The following is a 17238-nucleotide window of genomic DNA, read 5'->3' as shown; positions in this document are numbered from 1 at the left end:
TTTACGCCGCGGCCGTGACCCGGGACGTGATGGCAGTCATCGCGCTTCGTGCTCGTTCAGGAAGGCCTGCAGGCGCGCCTCGTCCCAGACGTCCACGCCCAGGGCGGTGGCCTTCTCAAGCTTGGAGCCGGCCGCTTCGCCCGCGACCAGGAAGCTGGTCTTCTTCGACACGCTCGACGCCACCTTCGCGCCCAGGGCCTGCAGGCGGTTCCCGGCCTCGTCGCGGCTCATCGCCGACAGGGCGCCGGTCAGCACCACCGTCTGCCCGGCCAGCGGACCCTGTGCGGCCCGCTGGGGCTGCGTTTCGGGCCAGCTGACGCCGGCGGTGCGCAAGGCGGCGATGACCTCGCGGTTATGGGGTTCGGCGAAGAAGCCGACGATGCGCTCGGCCACCACCGGCCCGATGTCCGGAATCTCGACCAGCACGTCCAGGCCGGCGGCCATCACCGGCTCGAGCGCGCCGAACCAGCGCGCCAGCGTACGCGCGGTGGACTCGCCGACGTCGCGGATGCCCAGGGCGAACAACAGGCGTTCAAGCGTGGTGGTCTTGCTGGCGGCGATCGCCGCCACCAGGTTTTCCGCCCAGCGCGTTGCGACCTTGCCGGCCTTGACGGTTTCAGGAATGGTGCCGTCGCGCTCGTCGGCGCGGCGCTTCATTTCCAGGAAATCCTTCAGGCCCAGCGCGTACAGGTCGGCGACCGTCCTGACGTAGCCAAAATCCACCAGCGCCTCGATGAAACGTTCGCCCAGGCCGTCGATGTCCATGGCCTTGCGCGAGGCGAAGTGCACCAGCGCCTGCTTGCGCTGCGCCGGGCAGACCAGGCCACCGGTGCAGATCAGCGTGGCGCCTTCGGCGTATTCGACGCCGGCCTTGGTTTGGCGCAGGACCTTGCGGACGGCCTCGATGTGCGAGCCGCAGGCCGGGCATTGGGAGGGGAACGGCCAGGGCGCATGCAGCGGCCGGCCCAGATCGTCCACCGGGCGTCGGTCTTCGACCACGCGCACGACTTCCGGGATGACGTCGCCGGCGCGGCGCACGATGACCGTATCGCCCTCGCGTACATCCAGGCGGGCGATCTGGTCTGCGTTGTGCAAGGTGGCGTTGGTGACCGTGACGCCGGCCACCTGCACCGGCGCCAGCCGCGCCACCGGCGTCAGCGCGCCGGTGCGGCCCACCTGCACCTCGATCGCTTCGACCGTGGTGGTCTGTTCCTGGGCCGGGAACTTGTGCGCGATGGCCCAGCGCGGCGCGCGCGAGACGAAGCCCATGGCTTTCTGCTGGTCCTGGCGGTCGAGCTTGTAGACGACGCCGTCGATGTCGTACGGCAGGCTGTCGCGCAGGGCGCCGATGCCCTCGTAGTAGGCCAGCAGCCCATCGGCGCCGCGCGCCACCGAGACTTCCGGCGACACCGGGAACCCGAAGGACCGGAGCGCACGCAGCAATTCCGAGTGGCACGGCGGCGGCGGCCAGTCGCCCGTGGCACCCAGGCCGTAGGCGTAGAACGCCAGCGGCCGTGCCGCCGCCAGTTTCGGATCGAGCTGGCGCAGCGAACCGGCCGCGCCGTTGCGCGGGTTGGCCAGCACCTTGCCGCCGGTTTCGCGCATCCGGGCGTTGTAGGCCTCGAAGCCGGCACGCGGCATGTAGACCTCGCCGCGCACCTCGAGCACGTCGGGCAGGTCGTGGCCACGCAGCTTCAGCGGGATGGCGCGGATGGTGCGCAGGTTCTGGGTGACATCCTCGCCGGTGGCGCCGTCGCCGCGGGTGGCGCCGCGCACGAAATGGCCATTTTCGTAGCGCAGGCTGATCGCCAGGCCGTCGAGCTTTGGCTCGACCGAAAATGCCGGCTCCGGCTCGCCCAGTTCCTTGGTGATGCGCGCCACGAACTCGCGCACCTCCTCTTCGCTGAAGGCGTTGTTGAGCGAGAGCATGGGCACCTCGTGCTCCACGGTCTCGAAGCCCGGCAGGACGCCCGCGCCGACCCGCTGGGTCGGGGAGTCGGGCGTGCGCAGCGCCGGATTGGCTTCTTCCAGCGCCTGCAGCTCACGCAGCATCGTGTCGTACTCGGCATCCGGGATCGCCGGGTCGTCGAGCACGTGATAGCGGTGGTTGGCGTCCTCGAGCGCGAGGCGCAGGGCGGCGATGCGCTTGGCCGCGTCGGTCATGGTGCCGTTCTCAGCGAGTGGTGCGCAGGTCCCACTTGGTCTGCTTGCGGTCGTAGTTGCGCAGGTCTTCGCGGATGTGCGCGATGCGCTGGCGGCCCAGGGCATTACGCTCCTCGTCGAGCAACACGCCGTCGAGCAGTTCGGCCATGCGCTGCGCCGTGGGCAGCATCGCGTCCCAGGCATCCAGCGCCGGCAGCGGGCCCGGCAGCGCCATGAAGAAGCTGATGCCCGGCGTGCGCAGGTCCTGGATGCCGGCCATTTCGAACGAGCCGGGCTTGACCAGGTTGGCCACCGAAAAAACCGGCCCCTGTTCGGGATGGTTGTCGACCAGGCGGTGGAAGATGTTCATGTGGCCATAGACCAGGCCGGCCTTTTCCGCGGCCACGACCAGGTCCGGGCCATGGAAGGCCTGGCCGGCACGGGCAGCCAGGTACAGGCTGACGACCTTGTCGAAATTTTCGTCCGGGCGCGCACCCGGCGCCGGCGGGCCAGCCGGCGTGCGGTCGGGCACCGGCTCGCCGGCCAGGGTTTTCTCCAGCAGGTCGAGTTCGGACTGCTCCACCCCGGCGGCGTCGCCACCGGTCTGGGCGTCGGCTTCCATGATTTCGCGCAGCGTCGGTTCCTGGCGGCCGGCCTTGCCCGGCTCACGCGCCGGTGGCGCCGCACGGCGGCCCTGCCCCGGCCTGCGGCGGCTGCTGAAGATGATCACGGCAAACAGGAGCAGGGCCGCGACGCCAATGGCGATGCGCAGCAGCGCGGTGTCGCTGAGTCCTTCGAACATGGTCCCCTCCCTGTTTCCTTGTCCGTGGGCGGCAAGCGCCGCCCTGCGGAATGATGCCCGAATTCCCGGCGGCGGTCAGGCCGCGCCGACCAGGCGCGCCGCTTCGGCCAGGTCCACCGACACCAGGCGACTGACGCCGGGCTCGCGCATGGTGACGCCCGAGAGCTGTTTCGCGGCTTCCATCGTCGCCTTGTTGTGGGTGACGAACAGGAACTGCACCTTTTCGCTCATCTCGGTGACCATGGACGAGAAGCGACCGACGTTGGCCTCGTCCAGCGGCGCATCCACCTCGTCGAGCAGGCAGAACGGCGCCGGGTTGAGCCGGAAGATCGCGAACACCAGGGCCACGGCGGTGAGTGCCTTCTCGCCGCCGGAAAGCAGCGAGATGTTCGACACGCGCTTGCCCGGCGGGCGCGCCATGATCGAGACGCCGGTGTCGAGCAGGTCTTCGCCGGTCAGCTCGAGGTAGGCGTGGCCACCGCCGAACAGGCGCGGGTAGAGCTCCTGCACGCCGGTGTTGACCCGGTCGAAGGTTTCCTTGAAACGGCCGCGGGTCTCGCGGTCGATCTTGCGGATGGCTTCTTCCAGGGTTTCCAGCGCCGACGTGAGGTCGGCGTCCTGGGCATCGAGGTAGGTCTTGCGCTCGCTCTGCTCGCCGTATTCCTGGATGGCGGCGAGGTTGACCGGCTCGAGCCGGCGCATCTTGGCGTCGATGTCGGCCAGCGCCTTGCGCCAGGCCTCGACCTCGGCCTCTTCGGGAAGCGCAGCCACCACTTCATCCAGCGACAGGCCGGCTTCGGCCACGGCCTCCGAAAGTTGGCTGGCGCGCAGCTGCAGGGCCTGGTGCTCGAGCTTCTTCTGCGAAATGGCTTCGCGCTGGGCCAGTGACTGCTGGTCGCGCTGCTGGCGCACCTGCTCGTACTTGCGCATCTCGGCTTCGATACCGTCCAGGGCCGAGCGCGCCGCACCCAGGGCCTTGTCGGCCACCACGCGCTGGTCCAAGGCGGCCTGGCGCTGGCCTTCAAGCGCCACGACCGGGGCGTCGCCCTCGGCAAGCTGGGACTGCAATTCGTTCAGGCGCACCTCGAGCTGCGCCTTCTGGCTACCCATACGCGCCAGCGACTGGCTGAGCGCGACCACGCGGGCACGCTGGGATTCCAGGGTCAGGGCCAGCTGGTGCGCGGCCTCGCGGGCTTCGCGGGCACTGTTGCGGGCCAGGTCGCGCTGCTCGCCCAGGCTGCGGCGCTGGCCGTCGAGCGCCTGGCGTTCGGTTTCCAGGTCGCCCATCTTGGCCACGGCCTGTTCCAGGCGCGCACGCGCTTCGCGGGCATTGGCCTGGGATTCTTCAAGCGTGGTCGCCAGGGTCGCCAGTTCGGCGTCGATGCGGGCCACGCGGGCCTGGGCCGATTCAAGGCGGCCCTGCTGGCCCTGCAGCTGGCCCGCGAGTTCGGACACACCGCGGTGCGCCATGTACAGCGCGCGCTGGGCGTCCTCGCGGTGCTGTTCGGCTTCCAGCAGCTTGTCGCGCAGGGAGGTCAGGCCGTCGTTGAGCGCCTGCTCCTTTTTCCCCAGCGCGTCGATGTCGGCGCGCAACGTCTGGATCTCGCGTTCGCGGGCCAGTGCACCCTGCTGGGCTTCGCCGCTGCGCAGCACGCGCAGCCAGCCCTGGCCCAGCCATTCGCCGGCGCGGGTGATCGCGGAGTTGCTCATGCCCAGCTCAAGCCCGGCCGCGGCCTGTGCATCGTCCACGGCCAGCACGTCGGCCAGCAGGCGGCGCACGGTGTCGGGGCCCTGCACCTTCGCGGCCAGCGAACCCGCCGGTGCCTGGAAGCTGCCGGACTCGCCGGAAACCAGCGCCACGCGGCCCTGGGATAGCTGGGTGATGGCGTCGAGCCACTCGCGCGGCGCGTCCACGGTGACCGCCTCGAGCAGGCTGCCGAGCACGGTTTCGACGGCGGTTTCCCAGCCCGGTTCAACCTGCAGGGATTCGCCAAGGCGCGCCTGGCCGTCGAGGCCCTGGGCCTTGAGCCAGTCGAGCGCGACGTTCTTTTCCTGGCCGAGCGCCGCGTGCTGCAGCGCTTCGAGCGAGGACAGGCGACCGCGCGCGGCCTGCGCCTGCTTGCGCACGTCGGCCAGTTCGGATTGCTGCTGGCGCTGCTGGTCCTGCAGGCCGGACAGGGCCGCCTTGCGCTGCTCGAGCTGCTCGCCCAGGCCGTCGAGGCCCGCCTTCTGCTGGTCGTGGTCGGCGCTCAGCTGGGCCAGGCTGGAGGAAATGGCGCTGGTGTCCAGGCCGCTGCGCTCGCCGGACAGGGTTTCGCGGCGGCGGCCGGCGTCCAGGGCCTGCTTTTCCAGGTATTCGATCTTGGTGCGCTCGACCTCGGCCCAGCGCGCGGCTTCCGACTGCGCCTTGGCGTAGGTGTCCCAGCGCTGCTGCCAATCGTGCAGGGCGGCTTCGGCGGCCTTGAGCGCGTCCTGCCGTCCCTCGTCGTCGGCGCGCAGCGTGGCGAGCCGGGGTTCCGCGGCGGCGATGGCGTTGTGCAGTTCGGCCAGCTGGCGTTCGTCGCCGCTGATGTGTTCGCCGACCTGCGCAAAGGCGGCGTCGGCCTCGGTGCGGGCGGTTTCCAGGCGCTGGCGCAGTTCCTTCTGGTGCTGGATCTGCTGTTCGATGCGGGCCAGTTCGCCGCCGATGCGGTAGACCTCGGCCTGGGCCTTGCCCAGGGCGTCGCTGGCTTCACTCTGCTGGCTGCGGCAGGCCTCGATCTGCGCTTCGGCCTGGCGCAGGTCGGCCAGCAAGGCCTGCAGCTTGATCTCGTCCTGGGTCAGCGCTTCGTTGAGCGCCTTGAGGTCGCCGTCGAAACGGCGGAATTCGAGCGCCTTGAGCTGGGCGTCCTTGTTCAGGCGTTCCGCCTGAAGGGCCTGGTACTGCTCGGCGGCGCGGGCCTGGCGCTTGAGGTGCTCGAGCTGCTTGTCCACTTCCTCGCGCAGGTCGCTCAGGCGGTCGAGGTTTTCCCGGGTGCCCTTGATGCGCGATTCGGTTTCCTTGCGGCGCTCCTTGTACTTGGAGATGCCGGCGGCTTCCTCCAGGTACACGCGCAGGTCCTCGGGCTTGGCCTCGATGATCTGGCTGATCATGCCCTGCTCGATGATCGAGTAGCTGCGTGGTCCCAGGCCGGTGCCCAGGAACAGGTCGGTGATGTCGCGGCGACGGCAGCGCGCGCCGTTGAGGTAGTAGTTGGACTGGCCGTCGCGGCTGACCAGTCGCTTGACCGAGATTTCGGCGTAGCGCGCGAATTCACCGCCGATGGTGCCTTCGGTGTTGTCGAAGATCAGTTCGACCTGCGCCTGGCTCACCGGCTTGCGCGATGACGAGCCCGAGAAGATGACGTCGGTGAGCGAATCACCGCGCAGGCGGCTGGCCGAGCTTTCGCCCATGACCCAGCGCACGGCGTCGATGATGTTGGACTTGCCGCAACCGTTGGGACCGACCACGCCGGTCATGTTGGTCGGCAGGTGCAGCACCGTGGGGTCAACGAAGGACTTGAAGCCGGACAGCTTTATCGTGGAAAGGCGCATTGATCGGGGTTCTCAGTCGACCGGACGAACCGGCCGGCCGCGGGGCTGGCAAGCCGCCCCGCCGCAGGGTCCAGGGGAAGTCCACGAACCGGTCCGCCGCCCACGCCAAGATGTTGATTTCATTGGCAGAGCGCGGTCCCCGGTGCGCGGCCGAGGGGCAGTATAACAGCGGCCCGGCAGGGCCCGGCGATCTCCGGGCCTCAGGCTTCGTCGGGCGTGCGGGCCTGGATGGACAGGGCGTGGATGTCGCTGTGCATCAGGGGCCCCAGCGCGGCGTAGACCTTGCGGTGCCGCGCCAGCGGGGCCAGTCCGGCAAAGGCGCGGCTGACGATGCTGACCTTGAAGTGGCCACGGCCGTCGCGGGCGCCGGCGTGGCCGGCGTGGCGGTGGCTGTCGTCAACCACTTCCAGCGATTCCGGGGCCAGCGCCGACTCGAGCATGGCGCGGATGGCGGCCGGGCGTTCCTCGCGGGGCAGGCTCATGGCAGCACCGGGCGGAAGGGCCAGACGTCGACCTGGCTGTAGACGCCCGCTTCAAGGTAGGGGTCGGCGTCGGCCCAGGCGCGGGCGGCGGCAAGATCGGCGAATTCGGCCACCACCAGGCTGCCGGTGAAACCGGCGGGACCGGGGTCTTCCGCGTCGATGGCCGGCAGCGGCCCGGCCAGCTTGAGCCGGCCTTCGGCCGCCAGGGCCTGCAGCCTGGCAAGATGTGCGGGCCGCGCCTGCTGGCGCGCCGCAAGGGCGTTGGCCCGGTCAGTGCCTTTGATGGCGTACCACATCGGACCCCCCGGTTCCGACCCTGTTGGCCGGCATTATGTCCGAATTGCGTTGCGCGGCGCGAACTGCCGCCGAAGAGGCGACAATGACCGCAGCCTCCGACCGGACCCGGCCCTTCGTGCTTGAAGACTTCCTCCTGCTGGACGAGATCGACGACCCCGCGCCGATCGCCCCGCTCTACCGCCGCGTCTGGGGCGGGGAGCCGCCGGATTTCGAGTTCCACGCCCTGGCCTGGCACCGGCGCGCCGACGGCAGCCTGCACCCGCTTTCCTATCTGCACCTGTGGCTGCGCGAGGACACCTGCCTGCTTGGCGGCGCCTGCACCGACGGCCCGGCGATCGCCGCGATGCCCGCCGACCAGCGCGAACGCCTGCGCGCCGCCGGCGGCGCGATGCTGCAGGTCACCCGATTCGCGATCGCCCGCTATGGCGACCGCTGCGACGGGTTTTTCGGTCACTGCGGCGACAACCGGTCCTGGGCGGTGCTCGCACGCGCCGGATTCGAACCCACCGCGTTCCCCAACCGCATCGTGCACTGGCACCGGCCGCTGCCGCCGTCGCGCAAGCAGGAACTGGTGCAACGGGTGCTCGGTTTCGGGACCTTCTGAGCCCTCAGGCCAGGCCGGCCAGCAGGGCTTCGAACTGCGCGGGCGACGACCAGTGCAGGCCGCAGACATAACGGGGAAGGTGCCAGGGGTCGCTGTCCGGCCGCACCGCCCCGCCCTGCGTGCCGAAGGCCGCCTGCAGGCCCAGCGCGCTGCCCTGGCGCGGGAACCAGTCGCGCACCAGGAAGTCGGGCGCGTGGCCGTAGGGATACGCGAACAGCGGGCAGGCGCCCTGCCCCAGCCGCGCGGAAAGATAGTCGGCGGCCTGGCTGATCTCGAAGCCGGCGCGTTGATCGCTGTCGACGACGTGGAAGTCGCCGCGTGGCATTCCGCCCGGGCCGGCCTCATGCATCACGACGTGGTTATGGTCCCAGCTATGGTTGCCGATGCCGACCCGGCCACCGGCCAACGCCGGGGCCCACCACTCTTCGCCCATCCAGTCCAGGCCGTGCAGGCAGTCGCGGTCCATGCGCGCCCGCGCCTCGGGCGAGGCGATCACGAAGCAGGTGAGGTGCCGGTCGGGCTGCCCGCCCTCGGCCTCGAGCAGGCTGAGGAAAGACGGCTGCAGTCCCTGGCCGGGATAGTCCACGTCGCGAACGTCCAGCACCGTGCCGTCGTCGCAGCTCAGGGCCAGGCAGCGGCGCAGGTCGCGACGGGCCAGTCCCAGGCGCTGCTCGACCACCCACTGCAAGGGCACGATGCGCCAGCCAAGGCGCGTGGCGGTGGCCAGGTCGCTGGCGAAGGCGACGTGGTCGTTGCCGGCGTAGTCGGGCCCGCCGACGGTGCTGGCGTGGTAGGTCAGCACCGGCACCTGCCAGTCGCGCCCCGTCATGGCAGGTGCATGCCCTTGTAGCGGGTGTTGTGTGGCTCCCGGCGCTCGGATTCCGGGCGCGTCGTCGTGTAGTAGTACATCGCGATCGACCGGCGCCAGACACCCTCGGGCGTGGCCAGCGGGGCCGGGTGGCCATGGAAGGTGTCGCTGCGCGTGTTGAAGATGACCGCGCGGTTGAACAGCGGTGCGATTGTCTTTTCGCATCGCGCCGCATCGGTCGACCACAGTTCGAGATCCCCGCCCCAGGCCGGATTCCAGTCGTCGTTCAAGTACAGCAGCAGGTTGATGCGCCGGTGCGCCTGCAGGCCGGGGTGCCAGTTGAAGTCGGCGTGCACGCCAAGGTGGCCGCCGCGCCCGACCAGGTGCACGCCGCCGCCGAGCAGGTGGGGATCGGGCAAAAGGTGTTCGATGCCCGTCAGCGCCTCGAGGAAACGCAGCATCGGTCCGGCATTGAGTTCATGCAGGGCGCGGCAGACGGTTTCTGGCAACACGTCCTCGCGCGAACTGGCCAGCTTCATTTCGAAGCCCTCGGCCGCGTAACGGTCCCAGGGCAGGCCGCTGTCGGCGGCCGGGATGGCGTCGGCAAGCGCGCGCGCCGCCTCCGGCCTCAGGAAACCGTCAACGACAAGGTGCGGGAACGGTCGCGCGTCCTGGTAGGCCGCCTGCTCACGGTCCGCGAGCGCCTGCAGGCGCTGGCTGTCGAAGATGAACTGCATGGTCGGGTGACGGGCTGTCGTTCTTGGCGGAGGCGGCAGTATCGCCGATGTGCAGCTCCAGGAAAGCCAGGAGCCGCTGGGCCCAGTCGAGGCGGTTTTCCGTGAGGAAGTTGCCGTGCTCCTCGCGCAGGTAGATCTTTTCCTCCACCGGCACGCCGGCTTCGCGCAGCGCCTTGGCCATCCAGCGGGTTTGCTCCGGCGGTGCCACCCGGTCGCGGTCGCCGGCGCCGAGCAGCACGGGGACTCGGATGTCGCCGGCAAGTTTCACCGGCGATATCGAATCCGGCTCCACGCCCTCCATCACTTCGGCGTAAAAAGCCTTGCCGCTGCGGCTACCGAGACTGTCATAGGCGATCATGCGGCGGATGTCGTAAACGCCGACATTGCCGACGCCGCAGGCGAACAGATCGGGATTGCCGGCCAGCAACATCATCGCGGCGTAAGCGCCATAGCTGGCGCCATAGGCGCAGATCCGGCCTTGCTCGGTCACGCCCTGGGCAAGAGCCCAGCGGGTGGCGTCCTCGAGGTCGTTGATCATGCCGCGGCCGTATTCACCATTGCCGCGCTCACGGAAGGATTTGCCCCGGTTGCCCGAGCCGCGGAAGTTCACCTGCAGAACGGCGAATCCGCGGCTGGCCAGCATTTGCACTTCCGGGTCGAAGCCCCAGGCGTCGTGAACGCCGATCGGCCCGCCATGCGGAAGCACCACCAGCGGCGCGGGCCTGCCCTTGGCCGAGACCGGCCGCGTCAGCAGGCCATCGAGTTCCAGCCCGTCGCGGGCCGTAAGTCGGATCGGCTCGGTCGGCGACATCAGGGCCGGCGGCAGCTGCCGCGACAGCGCCACCACAAAACGTGCCTGCCCGCTGGCATGGTCGACGTGGAAATACTGGCCGGGGTCGGTGTCGGAGCTGACCAGGTAGATGCCCTGTTTGCCGTCGCGTGTGTAGGACGTCGGCAGCACCAGCGAGTCTGGAAATGCCCTCTGGATGCTGCGCAGTTGCACGAGCGGTGCCGCGTCGGGCTGCAGTTCCCACAGCTTCGGACGGCCGTCGAGGAAGCGGACGGCCAGCAGCGATCCATCGATCGCCGATACCAGGCTTCCCGCGGGATCCACGCGGGGATCGCGATGCGCGAGCCTGAGTTCGCCGCTGGACAGGTCCAGCGAGTAGATGCCATCAGGCCCCTCGTTTTCCTCGACAACGACGTAGGCGGTGCCGCCGTCGGCGCTGAAACCCAGCACGCCGACGCCTCGGCGGGTTTCATTGGCCGAATGCACGAGCAGCCATTCACCTTCGTCGCTGCGGCGGTACAGGCCCGGGAACATCTCGTTGTTGCGGTAGCCCACGGCCAGTCGCAGCCGTCCGGCCGGGTCGGTGTAGTAGTCGGGGCCCGCGATGGGCGGCCCGCCGACCTTGTTGATCTCGACCCGCCCGTTGCGCAGGTCCATGCGCGATACGCCGGGAGCGCCGGCGACGCCGAAGTGGCCCACCAGCACGTGGTCGTCCGAATCGCGAAGGGTGTCGTGCAGCCAGACCATCTGCTTGGTCGCCGCGCGGACCTTGCCGCCTTCCGCTTCGGTCAGGTAGAGCGTGTTGTTCACCCGGGGCTGGGCCAGCCGGCCTCTTTGGGTCGCCACGACGAACACCAGCTGCTGGTCGTTGACCCAGCGATGCCCGGTGACGTGCGCCTCCTCGTCGAATTTCACGTGGCCGGCCCGCTGCAGGTCGGCCGCGTGCAGCATCAGCAGCACGGTCTCCTTTTCCTGAGGCACCGACACCGCGTAATAGCTGCCTCCCGGCGAGATGCGCAGGTTGTTGAACTCAGCGCCCGCGACGAAAGCCGAGAGCGGAATGTCGGCGGGGCGCGCCGGCGGCTGCGCCTGGGCTGCCGTGGCGACCAGGGCGCAAACCAGCATGGCGGCGCGGCAGCAGCGAATCGGGAACACGCTCATCGTCATTGGAAATCCGGACCCTTGTGTTGAAATCAGTTCGGCTCAGGCTGGCCCTGGCCACGGCCCCGCCCGATGGTCCGGTCCAGCATGTTCAGCACCCGGTTGGCCCAGTCGAGCTGGTTGGCCTTGTCGAAGTAGCCATGGCCTTCTTCACCATAGATTTTCATTTCGACCGGCACGCCGGCACTGTGCAGGGCCCGGCGCATGCTGCGGGTGTGGTGTGGCGGCGCGGTGCGGTCGTCGCCGCCGGCGCCGAGCAGCACCGGCACGCGAATCGCGCGCGCCAGGCTGGGCGGCGAGATGCTGGCGAGGTCGCTGCTGCCCAGGACCTCATCCATGTAGCTGCGTGAGAATCGGCTGCCGACGGATTCTTCCCGGTAGAGCTGGGGCATGTCGTAGACCCCGACGTTGCCAATCCCGCAGGCGTAGAGCTCAGGTTCGCGGATCAGGCCCATCATCGACGCATAGGCGCCATAGCTGGAGCCGTAGAGGCAGATCCGGCCCGGGGCAGCGATTCCTTCGGCGATGGTCCATCGCGTGGCATCGGTGAGGTCGTCCTGCATCTTGCCGCCCCACTGGCGGTGGCCCGCTTCGCGGAATGCCTTTCCGTAATTGCCCGAGCCCCGGAAGTTGACCTTGAGCACGGCATAACCGCGACTGGCCAGCAGCTGCACCTCGGAATCGAAGCCCCAGCGGTCGAAAACGCCGATCGGGCCGCCATGGGGCATCACCACCAGGGCGCCGGGCGTGCCGGCCGGCCGGTCCTTGGGCACGGTGAGGAAACCTTCGATCTCCATGCCGTCCCGCGCCTTGAAGCGCACGACCTGCGTCGGCGACATCTGCCGGGGGTCCAGGCGCTCGCTGCGCGCGGCCAGGAAGTGCGCCTTGCCGTTGGCGTGGTCGACGAGGTAGTACTCACCCGGATCGAGGTCGGAGGACACCTGGTAAACACCCAGCTCGCCGTCGAGGGCGTAGGACGTGGGGTAGACGTAGGCGTTCGGGAAAGCCCTGGCCAGCTTCTTCAGTTCGACGGCATGACGATCCTCGGGCGCCACGTATTCCAGCCTGGGCTTTCCGTCCAGGTACACCACGGCGATGATGCCGCCATGCACCGGCGAGCTGAGCGTATTGAAGGCGTCGACCCGCGGGTTGCGCAGCAGCGGCCGCGTCTTGAGCGTCGCCAGGTCCATCTCCAGGAACTCATCGGTGCCGGTGCGGCGTTCGGCCATCAGGTAGGCACGGGAATTGTCGGCGGAGAAGCCGACGATGTACTGGGCATCGTCACCGGCGTTTTCGTTGTTGGTCTCCTGCCACTCGCCGGCGCCGTCCATCACCCACAGCCGCGGATACATCTCGTTGTTCATGTAACCGCGCACGCCCCGCACCTGCGCAGCGTTGTCGAGGTAGTAGGTCGAATTGGCGTGCGCCGGCCAACTGACCTTCTGGGCCTTGATCTTGCCCGTGCGCAGGTCGACCCGACCCACGCCGTAGCGGCGCGAAGATCCGAGCGACACCAGGACATGGTGTTCGTCGTCCTTGAGCCGGTCGACGAGCCACATCGGCTCGTTCTTGTTGACGGGGCGCGGGTTGCCGTCGACGTCGACCATATAGAGGTAGGGATTGGACACCGGGTGGTCGAGCGGGCCGTGGCGGGTGGCGACCTTGTAAAGCAGCTGCCGGTCATTGGCCCACCAGAACCCGCTGACGATGCCGTTCTTCTCGATGTTCACCGCCGCGGTCTGCTTCATGTCCTCCCGCCGCAGCACCACCAGCACCACGCGGTCGTCGTGGGGCACCGTCGCCGCGATATGCCTGCCATCCGGCGATATCTTCAGGGTGCCAAAGGCTTCGAGGTCGAGGAAATGCTCAACCGGGATGCTGGAAGCGGGGCCAGGCGTCGCGTCCGCCGGCGGACTCGTGGAAAGCAGGGCTGAAAGGCAGGCGAACAGAAGCAGGAATCGGTACATCGGCGGGGACCCCGGCGGGAATTCCCGCAGACTTTAGCCGGCCGCGGCCTTGCGCGGGAGGAGAAACATTCGCGCAATCGCCCGCAACCCGGGCACAATCGGGCATGGCAGAAAGATTGATGGTGCACCCGGTCAACCCGCAGCAGCGGCTCGTGGACAAGGCCGTGGCCGTGATCCGCGACGGCGGGCTGGCCCTGGTGCCGACCGATGCCGGTTATTCGCTGGCCTGGGGCCTGGAGGCCCGGGACGCCGAGGAAAGGGTCCAGCGCCTGCGCGAACTGGACAGCCGGCACCCTTTCACCTTACTCTGTCGGCAATTGAGTGAGGCTGGCCGCCTGGCCCGGCTCGACGATCCAGCCTTCAGGCTGCTCAGATCGCTGACCCCGGGGCCATGCACGTTCATCCTGCCAGCCTCCCCGGACCTGCCCAAGCGCATCAAGAACGCCGGCCGCAGCAAGCGCCGCGACATCGGCATCCGCCTGCCCGACCATGGCGTGATCCGGATGCTGCTGGAGTCCGTAGGTGAACCCCTGCTGTCCACCAGCCTGGTGCTGCCGGACGAAGAACATCCGAACAGCCACGAGGCCGAGCAGGTCGCAGAACGTTGGTTGCGCTGGGTCGATGTAATGCTGGATGCCGAGGACTGCGAACCCGGCCCCACCAGCATCGTCGACTGCACGGGCGATCAGCCCGAAGTCATCCGCCAGGGTTTCCATCCCGTGGCGCTGTAACACCCGAACACCCGGGCCGGAGGGGCCCCCGCTCGATGAGAGCCCACGAACATTGCATGAGCCGCCGATGAGCGAACCGATCGCGCAGGACGCCGCGCGCGCCCCGCACCCCCAGCAGCAGGAAATGCCGCTGGCGTTGGTGAAGGGCCAGCCGGTGCTGCAGATGCCGCAGGACCTGTACATCCCGCCGGATGCACTCGAGGTGTTCCTCGAGGCCTTCGAAGGGCCGCTGGACCTGCTTCTGTACCTGATCCGCCGCCAGAACCTGGACATCCTGGACATCCCCGTCGCCGAAATCACCCGGCAGTACGTGGACTACATCGGGGTGATGCAGGACATGCGCTTCGAACTGGCCGCCGAATACCTGGTGATGGCCGCGATCCTGGCCGAGATCAAGTCGCGCATGCTGCTGCCGCGCCCGCCGGCCGAGGAAGGCCACGAGGCCGACCCGCGCGCCGAGCTGGTGCGACGCCTGCAGGAATACGAGCGCTACAAGAAGGCCGCCGAGGACATCGACCAGCTCGACCGGCTCGATCGCGACACCGCCCTGGCCTCGGTGCACGTGCCCGACCGCAGCGCGGTGAAGGCGCCGCCGCCGGTGGACCTGACCGAAATGCTGCTGGCCCTGCGCGACGTATTGAAGCGCGCCGACCTGTACACCCACCACGCGATCCGCCGCGAGGCGCTGAGCGTTCGCCAGCGCATGGGCGAGGTGCTCAGCCGGCTCGCGGACCACCAGTTCCACGCTTTCCAGACCCTGTTCACCGTCGAGGAAGGCCGGCTGGGCGTGGTGGTGACCTTCCTGTCCATCCTGGAACTGGCCAAGGAGCAACTGCTCGAAATCGTGCAGGAAGCCCCGCTGGCGCCGATCTACGTGAAATCCCTGGCCGCCAGCGACGACGACGTCGAAGCCGCCCTGCCCGACCCGACCTCCGACGACACCGGCGCCGACGCGCCGAACGACTGACCCGAGACAGCCGAACCCCATGGACCAGACCCTGATCCGACAGATCGTCGAGGCCGCCCTGCTGGCGGCCCCGCAACCGCTCACCCTGGCCCAGCTGGCCGGCCTGTTCCCAGAGGACGAGCCCGCGCCCAACGGCAGCCTGCAGCAGGCGCTGGACGAATTGCGCGAGGCCTGCGCCGACCGCGGCGTCGAACTGGTCGAGGTGGCCTCGGGCTTCCGCTTCCAGGTGAAGGCCCAGGTGCACCCCTGGGTCGCGCGCCTCTGGACCGAACGCCAGGCCAAGTACACCCGCGCCACGCTCGAAACCCTGGCCCTGATCGCCTACCGCCAGCCGATCACCCGCGGCGAGATCGAACAGATCCGCGGCGTGGCCGTCAGCACCAACACCGTCAAGCTGCTCGAGGAGCGTGAGTGGGTGCGCGTGGTCGGCCACCGCGACGTACCGGGCAAGCCGGCGTTGTTCGGCACCACCAAGGCCTTCCTCGACTACTTCGGGCTCAAGAGCCTCGACGAGCTGCCGCCGCTGGCGGAGCTCAAGGACATTTCCGAACTCGAGCCGCAGCTGCCCTTCGACATGCCCGCCGGCGTTGCCGCCGCGGCCGTGGCCCAGGACATCTCGGCCACTCCCCCACCTTCTGAAGAGGCCGGCGAAGACGCCGCGCCGGAGCAATCGTCATGAGCAACACCCCGAAGAAAGTCCTATCCCTCAAGGAGAAGGGCAGCCAGCCCGCCGCCGCCAAGGCCGAGGAGCGCCTGCACAAGGTGCTGGCCCAGGCCGGCCTGGGCTCCCGCCGCGCCCTCGAAGACCGCATCGCCCAGGGCCTGGTGAAGGTCAACGGCGAAGTCGCCCGCACCGGCCAGTCGGTCTGCAGCGGCGACCGCGTCGAACTCGATGGCAAGGTTTTCGTGGCCACCGCCCTGACCGAACCGGCGCGCGTGATGCTGTACAACAAGCCCGAAGGCGAAGTGACCACGCGCGACGACCCCGAGGGCCGTCCGACCGTCTTTGAATCCCTGCCGCGCCTGAAGGGCTCGCGCTGGATCGCGGTTGGCCGACTGGATATCAACACCACCGGCCTGCTGCTGCTCACCACCGATGGCGAGCTTGCCAATGCGCTGATGCATCCCTCGTCCAACATCCAGCGCGAGTATGTCTGCCGCATCCACGGCGAGGTCGCCGAAGAGGTCGTGCAGCGCCTGGCCAAGGGCGTCGAGCTCGAGGACGGGCTGGCCAAGTTCGATTCGATCGAACGCATCGGCAGCTCCGATTCGCATGCCTGGTTCAACGTGGTGCTCAGCGAAGGTCGCAACCGCGAAGTGCGCCGCCTGTGGGAATCGCAGGGCTTCCAGGTCAGCCGCCTCAAGCGCGTGCGTTATGGCTCGACCCCGCTGCCGCGGCCGCTCAAGCGCGGCCACAGCGAAGAGCTGGCGCCGGAGCAGGTGGAAAAGCTGCGTGCCCAGTTCAAGCTCGAGGACAAGCCGGCGGTGCTGACGCTGCAGCCGGTCATTGGCCAGCGCAAGTCGCGCCCCACCGAAATCCAGGTCGGCAAGGACCGCAAGCAGACGTCCTACGTCAACGGCGCCATCGACGAAGAATCGCGCGAGCTGCGCCGCTTCGACCATGTTCGCGAGGAACCGCGTGGACGCGGCCGGGGTCGCCCCGGCGGCGGCGCCGGTGCCGGCAAGGGCAAGCGTGGTCCCGGCCGCGGTGGCGCCCGTGACGACAACTTCGGCAACCGCATCGGCGGTCCCGGCCAGGGCCCGGCCGGCGCCAAGCGCGGCAAGCCACGCGGCCCGCGCGGCGATGCGCAGCCGACCCACCACGGTGGCCACGACGCCAACCCGGCGGCCTTCCGCAGCTGGTACGTGCCCGAAGGCGTGGAAACCGGCTCCAAGGTCGCGCCGCCGCGCAGCGCGCGGCCCGGCAAGCCGGCCAGCCCCTACGGCGCCCGTCCGGCCGCTGGCCGGCCTGGCCCGGGCAAACCCGCCGGCGCTGGCCGGCCGGGCGGTGGCGGCCGTCCCGGCGGAAACGCCGGCGCCAGCCCCTATGGCGGCCCGAAGAAGCCCGGTGGCCCGCGTCGCCCCGGTGGCGGCGGCGGCGGTGGCCAGAAAGCCGGCGGTGGTCCGCGTGGCTTCAAGCCCAAGCGCCCTGAAGGCCTGCCCTCGGACGACTGACC

The 17238-nt window shown here is 69.2% G+C and carries 13 protein-coding genes and 1 pseudogene; 5 read left to right on the top strand and 9 right to left on the bottom strand.

Annotation, left to right across the window (positions count from 1 at the left end; genetic code table 11):
- Window positions 1-36 precede the first annotated feature (36 nt).
- From ligA to ACYVJH_RS02000, 5 genes are all read right to left on the bottom strand, one after another.
- Window positions 37-2163, bottom strand: coding sequence for an NAD-dependent DNA ligase LigA (ligA, locus tag ACYVJH_RS02020; protein ID WP_460452988.1), 2127 nt, complete (start codon window positions 2161-2163; stop codon window positions 37-39).
- 10 nt (window positions 2164-2173) lie between these two features.
- Window positions 2174-2944: a cell division protein ZipA gene (gene zipA / locus ACYVJH_RS02015; RefSeq protein WP_460452987.1), complete on the bottom strand. Its 771-nt coding sequence runs from the start codon at window positions 2942-2944 to the stop codon at window positions 2174-2176.
- A 75-nt stretch (window positions 2945-3019) separates the two neighbouring features.
- Window positions 3020-6517, bottom strand: coding sequence for a chromosome segregation protein SMC (smc, locus tag ACYVJH_RS02010; RefSeq protein ID WP_460452986.1), 3498 nt, complete (start codon window positions 6515-6517; stop codon window positions 3020-3022).
- Between the two features lie 200 nt (window positions 6518-6717).
- Window positions 6718-6999 (bottom strand): BolA family protein, encoded by a 282-nt coding sequence (locus ACYVJH_RS02005; RefSeq protein WP_460452985.1) that lies wholly within the window; start codon window positions 6997-6999, stop codon window positions 6718-6720.
- Window positions 6996-7295, bottom strand: coding sequence for a YciI family protein (locus ACYVJH_RS02000; protein ID WP_460452984.1), 300 nt, complete (start codon window positions 7293-7295; stop codon window positions 6996-6998). Before ACYVJH_RS02000 ends, ACYVJH_RS02005 begins: the two co-directional genes overlap by 4 nt.
- A gap of 83 nt (window positions 7296-7378) precedes the next feature.
- On the opposite strand from ACYVJH_RS02000, the gene ACYVJH_RS01995 reads away from it, so the two are divergent.
- The gene (locus ACYVJH_RS01995) at window positions 7379-7900 is read left to right on the top strand and encodes a hypothetical protein (RefSeq protein ID WP_460452983.1); all 522 of its coding nucleotides are present in this window, start codon (window positions 7379-7381) and stop codon (window positions 7898-7900) included.
- Window positions 7901-7904: 4 nt separating this feature from the next.
- Here ACYVJH_RS01995 and ACYVJH_RS01990 read toward each other — a convergent pair whose 3' ends face one another.
- From ACYVJH_RS01990 to ACYVJH_RS01975, 4 genes are read right to left on the bottom strand one after another with little or no spacing between them, the layout of a single operon-like run.
- A complete protein-coding gene (locus tag ACYVJH_RS01990) occupies window positions 7905-8729 on the bottom strand; it encodes a polysaccharide deacetylase family protein (RefSeq protein ID WP_460452982.1) in 825 nt (274 codons plus the stop codon).
- The gene (locus ACYVJH_RS01985) at window positions 8726-9445 is read right to left on the bottom strand and encodes a 2OG-Fe(II) oxygenase (protein WP_460452981.1); all 720 of its coding nucleotides are present in this window, start codon (window positions 9443-9445) and stop codon (window positions 8726-8728) included. The genes ACYVJH_RS01990 and ACYVJH_RS01985 overlap by 4 nt, the downstream gene beginning before the upstream one ends.
- On the bottom strand, window positions 9396-11396 hold the full coding sequence (locus ACYVJH_RS01980; protein WP_460452980.1) for a S9 family peptidase: 2001 nt from the start codon (window positions 11394-11396) through the stop codon (window positions 9396-9398). The genes ACYVJH_RS01985 and ACYVJH_RS01980 overlap by 50 nt, the downstream gene beginning before the upstream one ends.
- A gap of 32 nt (window positions 11397-11428) precedes the next feature.
- Window positions 11429-13363 (bottom strand): S9 family peptidase, encoded by a 1935-nt coding sequence (locus ACYVJH_RS01975; protein WP_460452979.1) that lies wholly within the window; start codon window positions 13361-13363, stop codon window positions 11429-11431.
- 104 nt (window positions 13364-13467) lie between these two features.
- Between ACYVJH_RS01975 and ACYVJH_RS01970 the strand changes: the two genes are divergently transcribed.
- From ACYVJH_RS01970 to rluB, 4 genes and pseudogenes are all read left to right on the top strand, one after another.
- Window positions 13468-14094 carry an L-threonylcarbamoyladenylate synthase gene (locus tag ACYVJH_RS01970; protein ID WP_460452978.1) on the top strand — a complete coding sequence of 209 codons (627 nt, stop codon included), beginning with the start codon at window positions 13468-13470 and terminating at the stop codon, window positions 14092-14094.
- A gap of 67 nt (window positions 14095-14161) precedes the next feature.
- Window positions 14162-15061, top strand: a complete 900-nt coding sequence (locus ACYVJH_RS01965) for a segregation and condensation protein A (RefSeq protein ID WP_460452977.1) — start codon at window positions 14162-14164, stop codon at window positions 15059-15061.
- Between the two features lie 19 nt (window positions 15062-15080).
- A pseudogene (gene scpB, locus ACYVJH_RS01960) lies at window positions 15081-15636 on the top strand (SMC-Scp complex subunit ScpB); the annotation flags it as partial.
- Between the two features lie 100 nt (window positions 15637-15736).
- Window positions 15737-17236 (top strand): 23S rRNA pseudouridine(2605) synthase RluB, encoded by a 1500-nt coding sequence (gene rluB / locus ACYVJH_RS01955; protein WP_460452976.1) that lies wholly within the window; start codon window positions 15737-15739, stop codon window positions 17234-17236.
- Window positions 17237-17238 lie beyond the last annotated feature (2 nt).

This window comes from Arenimonas aestuarii, from assembly GCF_054781715.1.
This window is presented reverse-complemented; position numbering and strand designations above follow the sequence as displayed.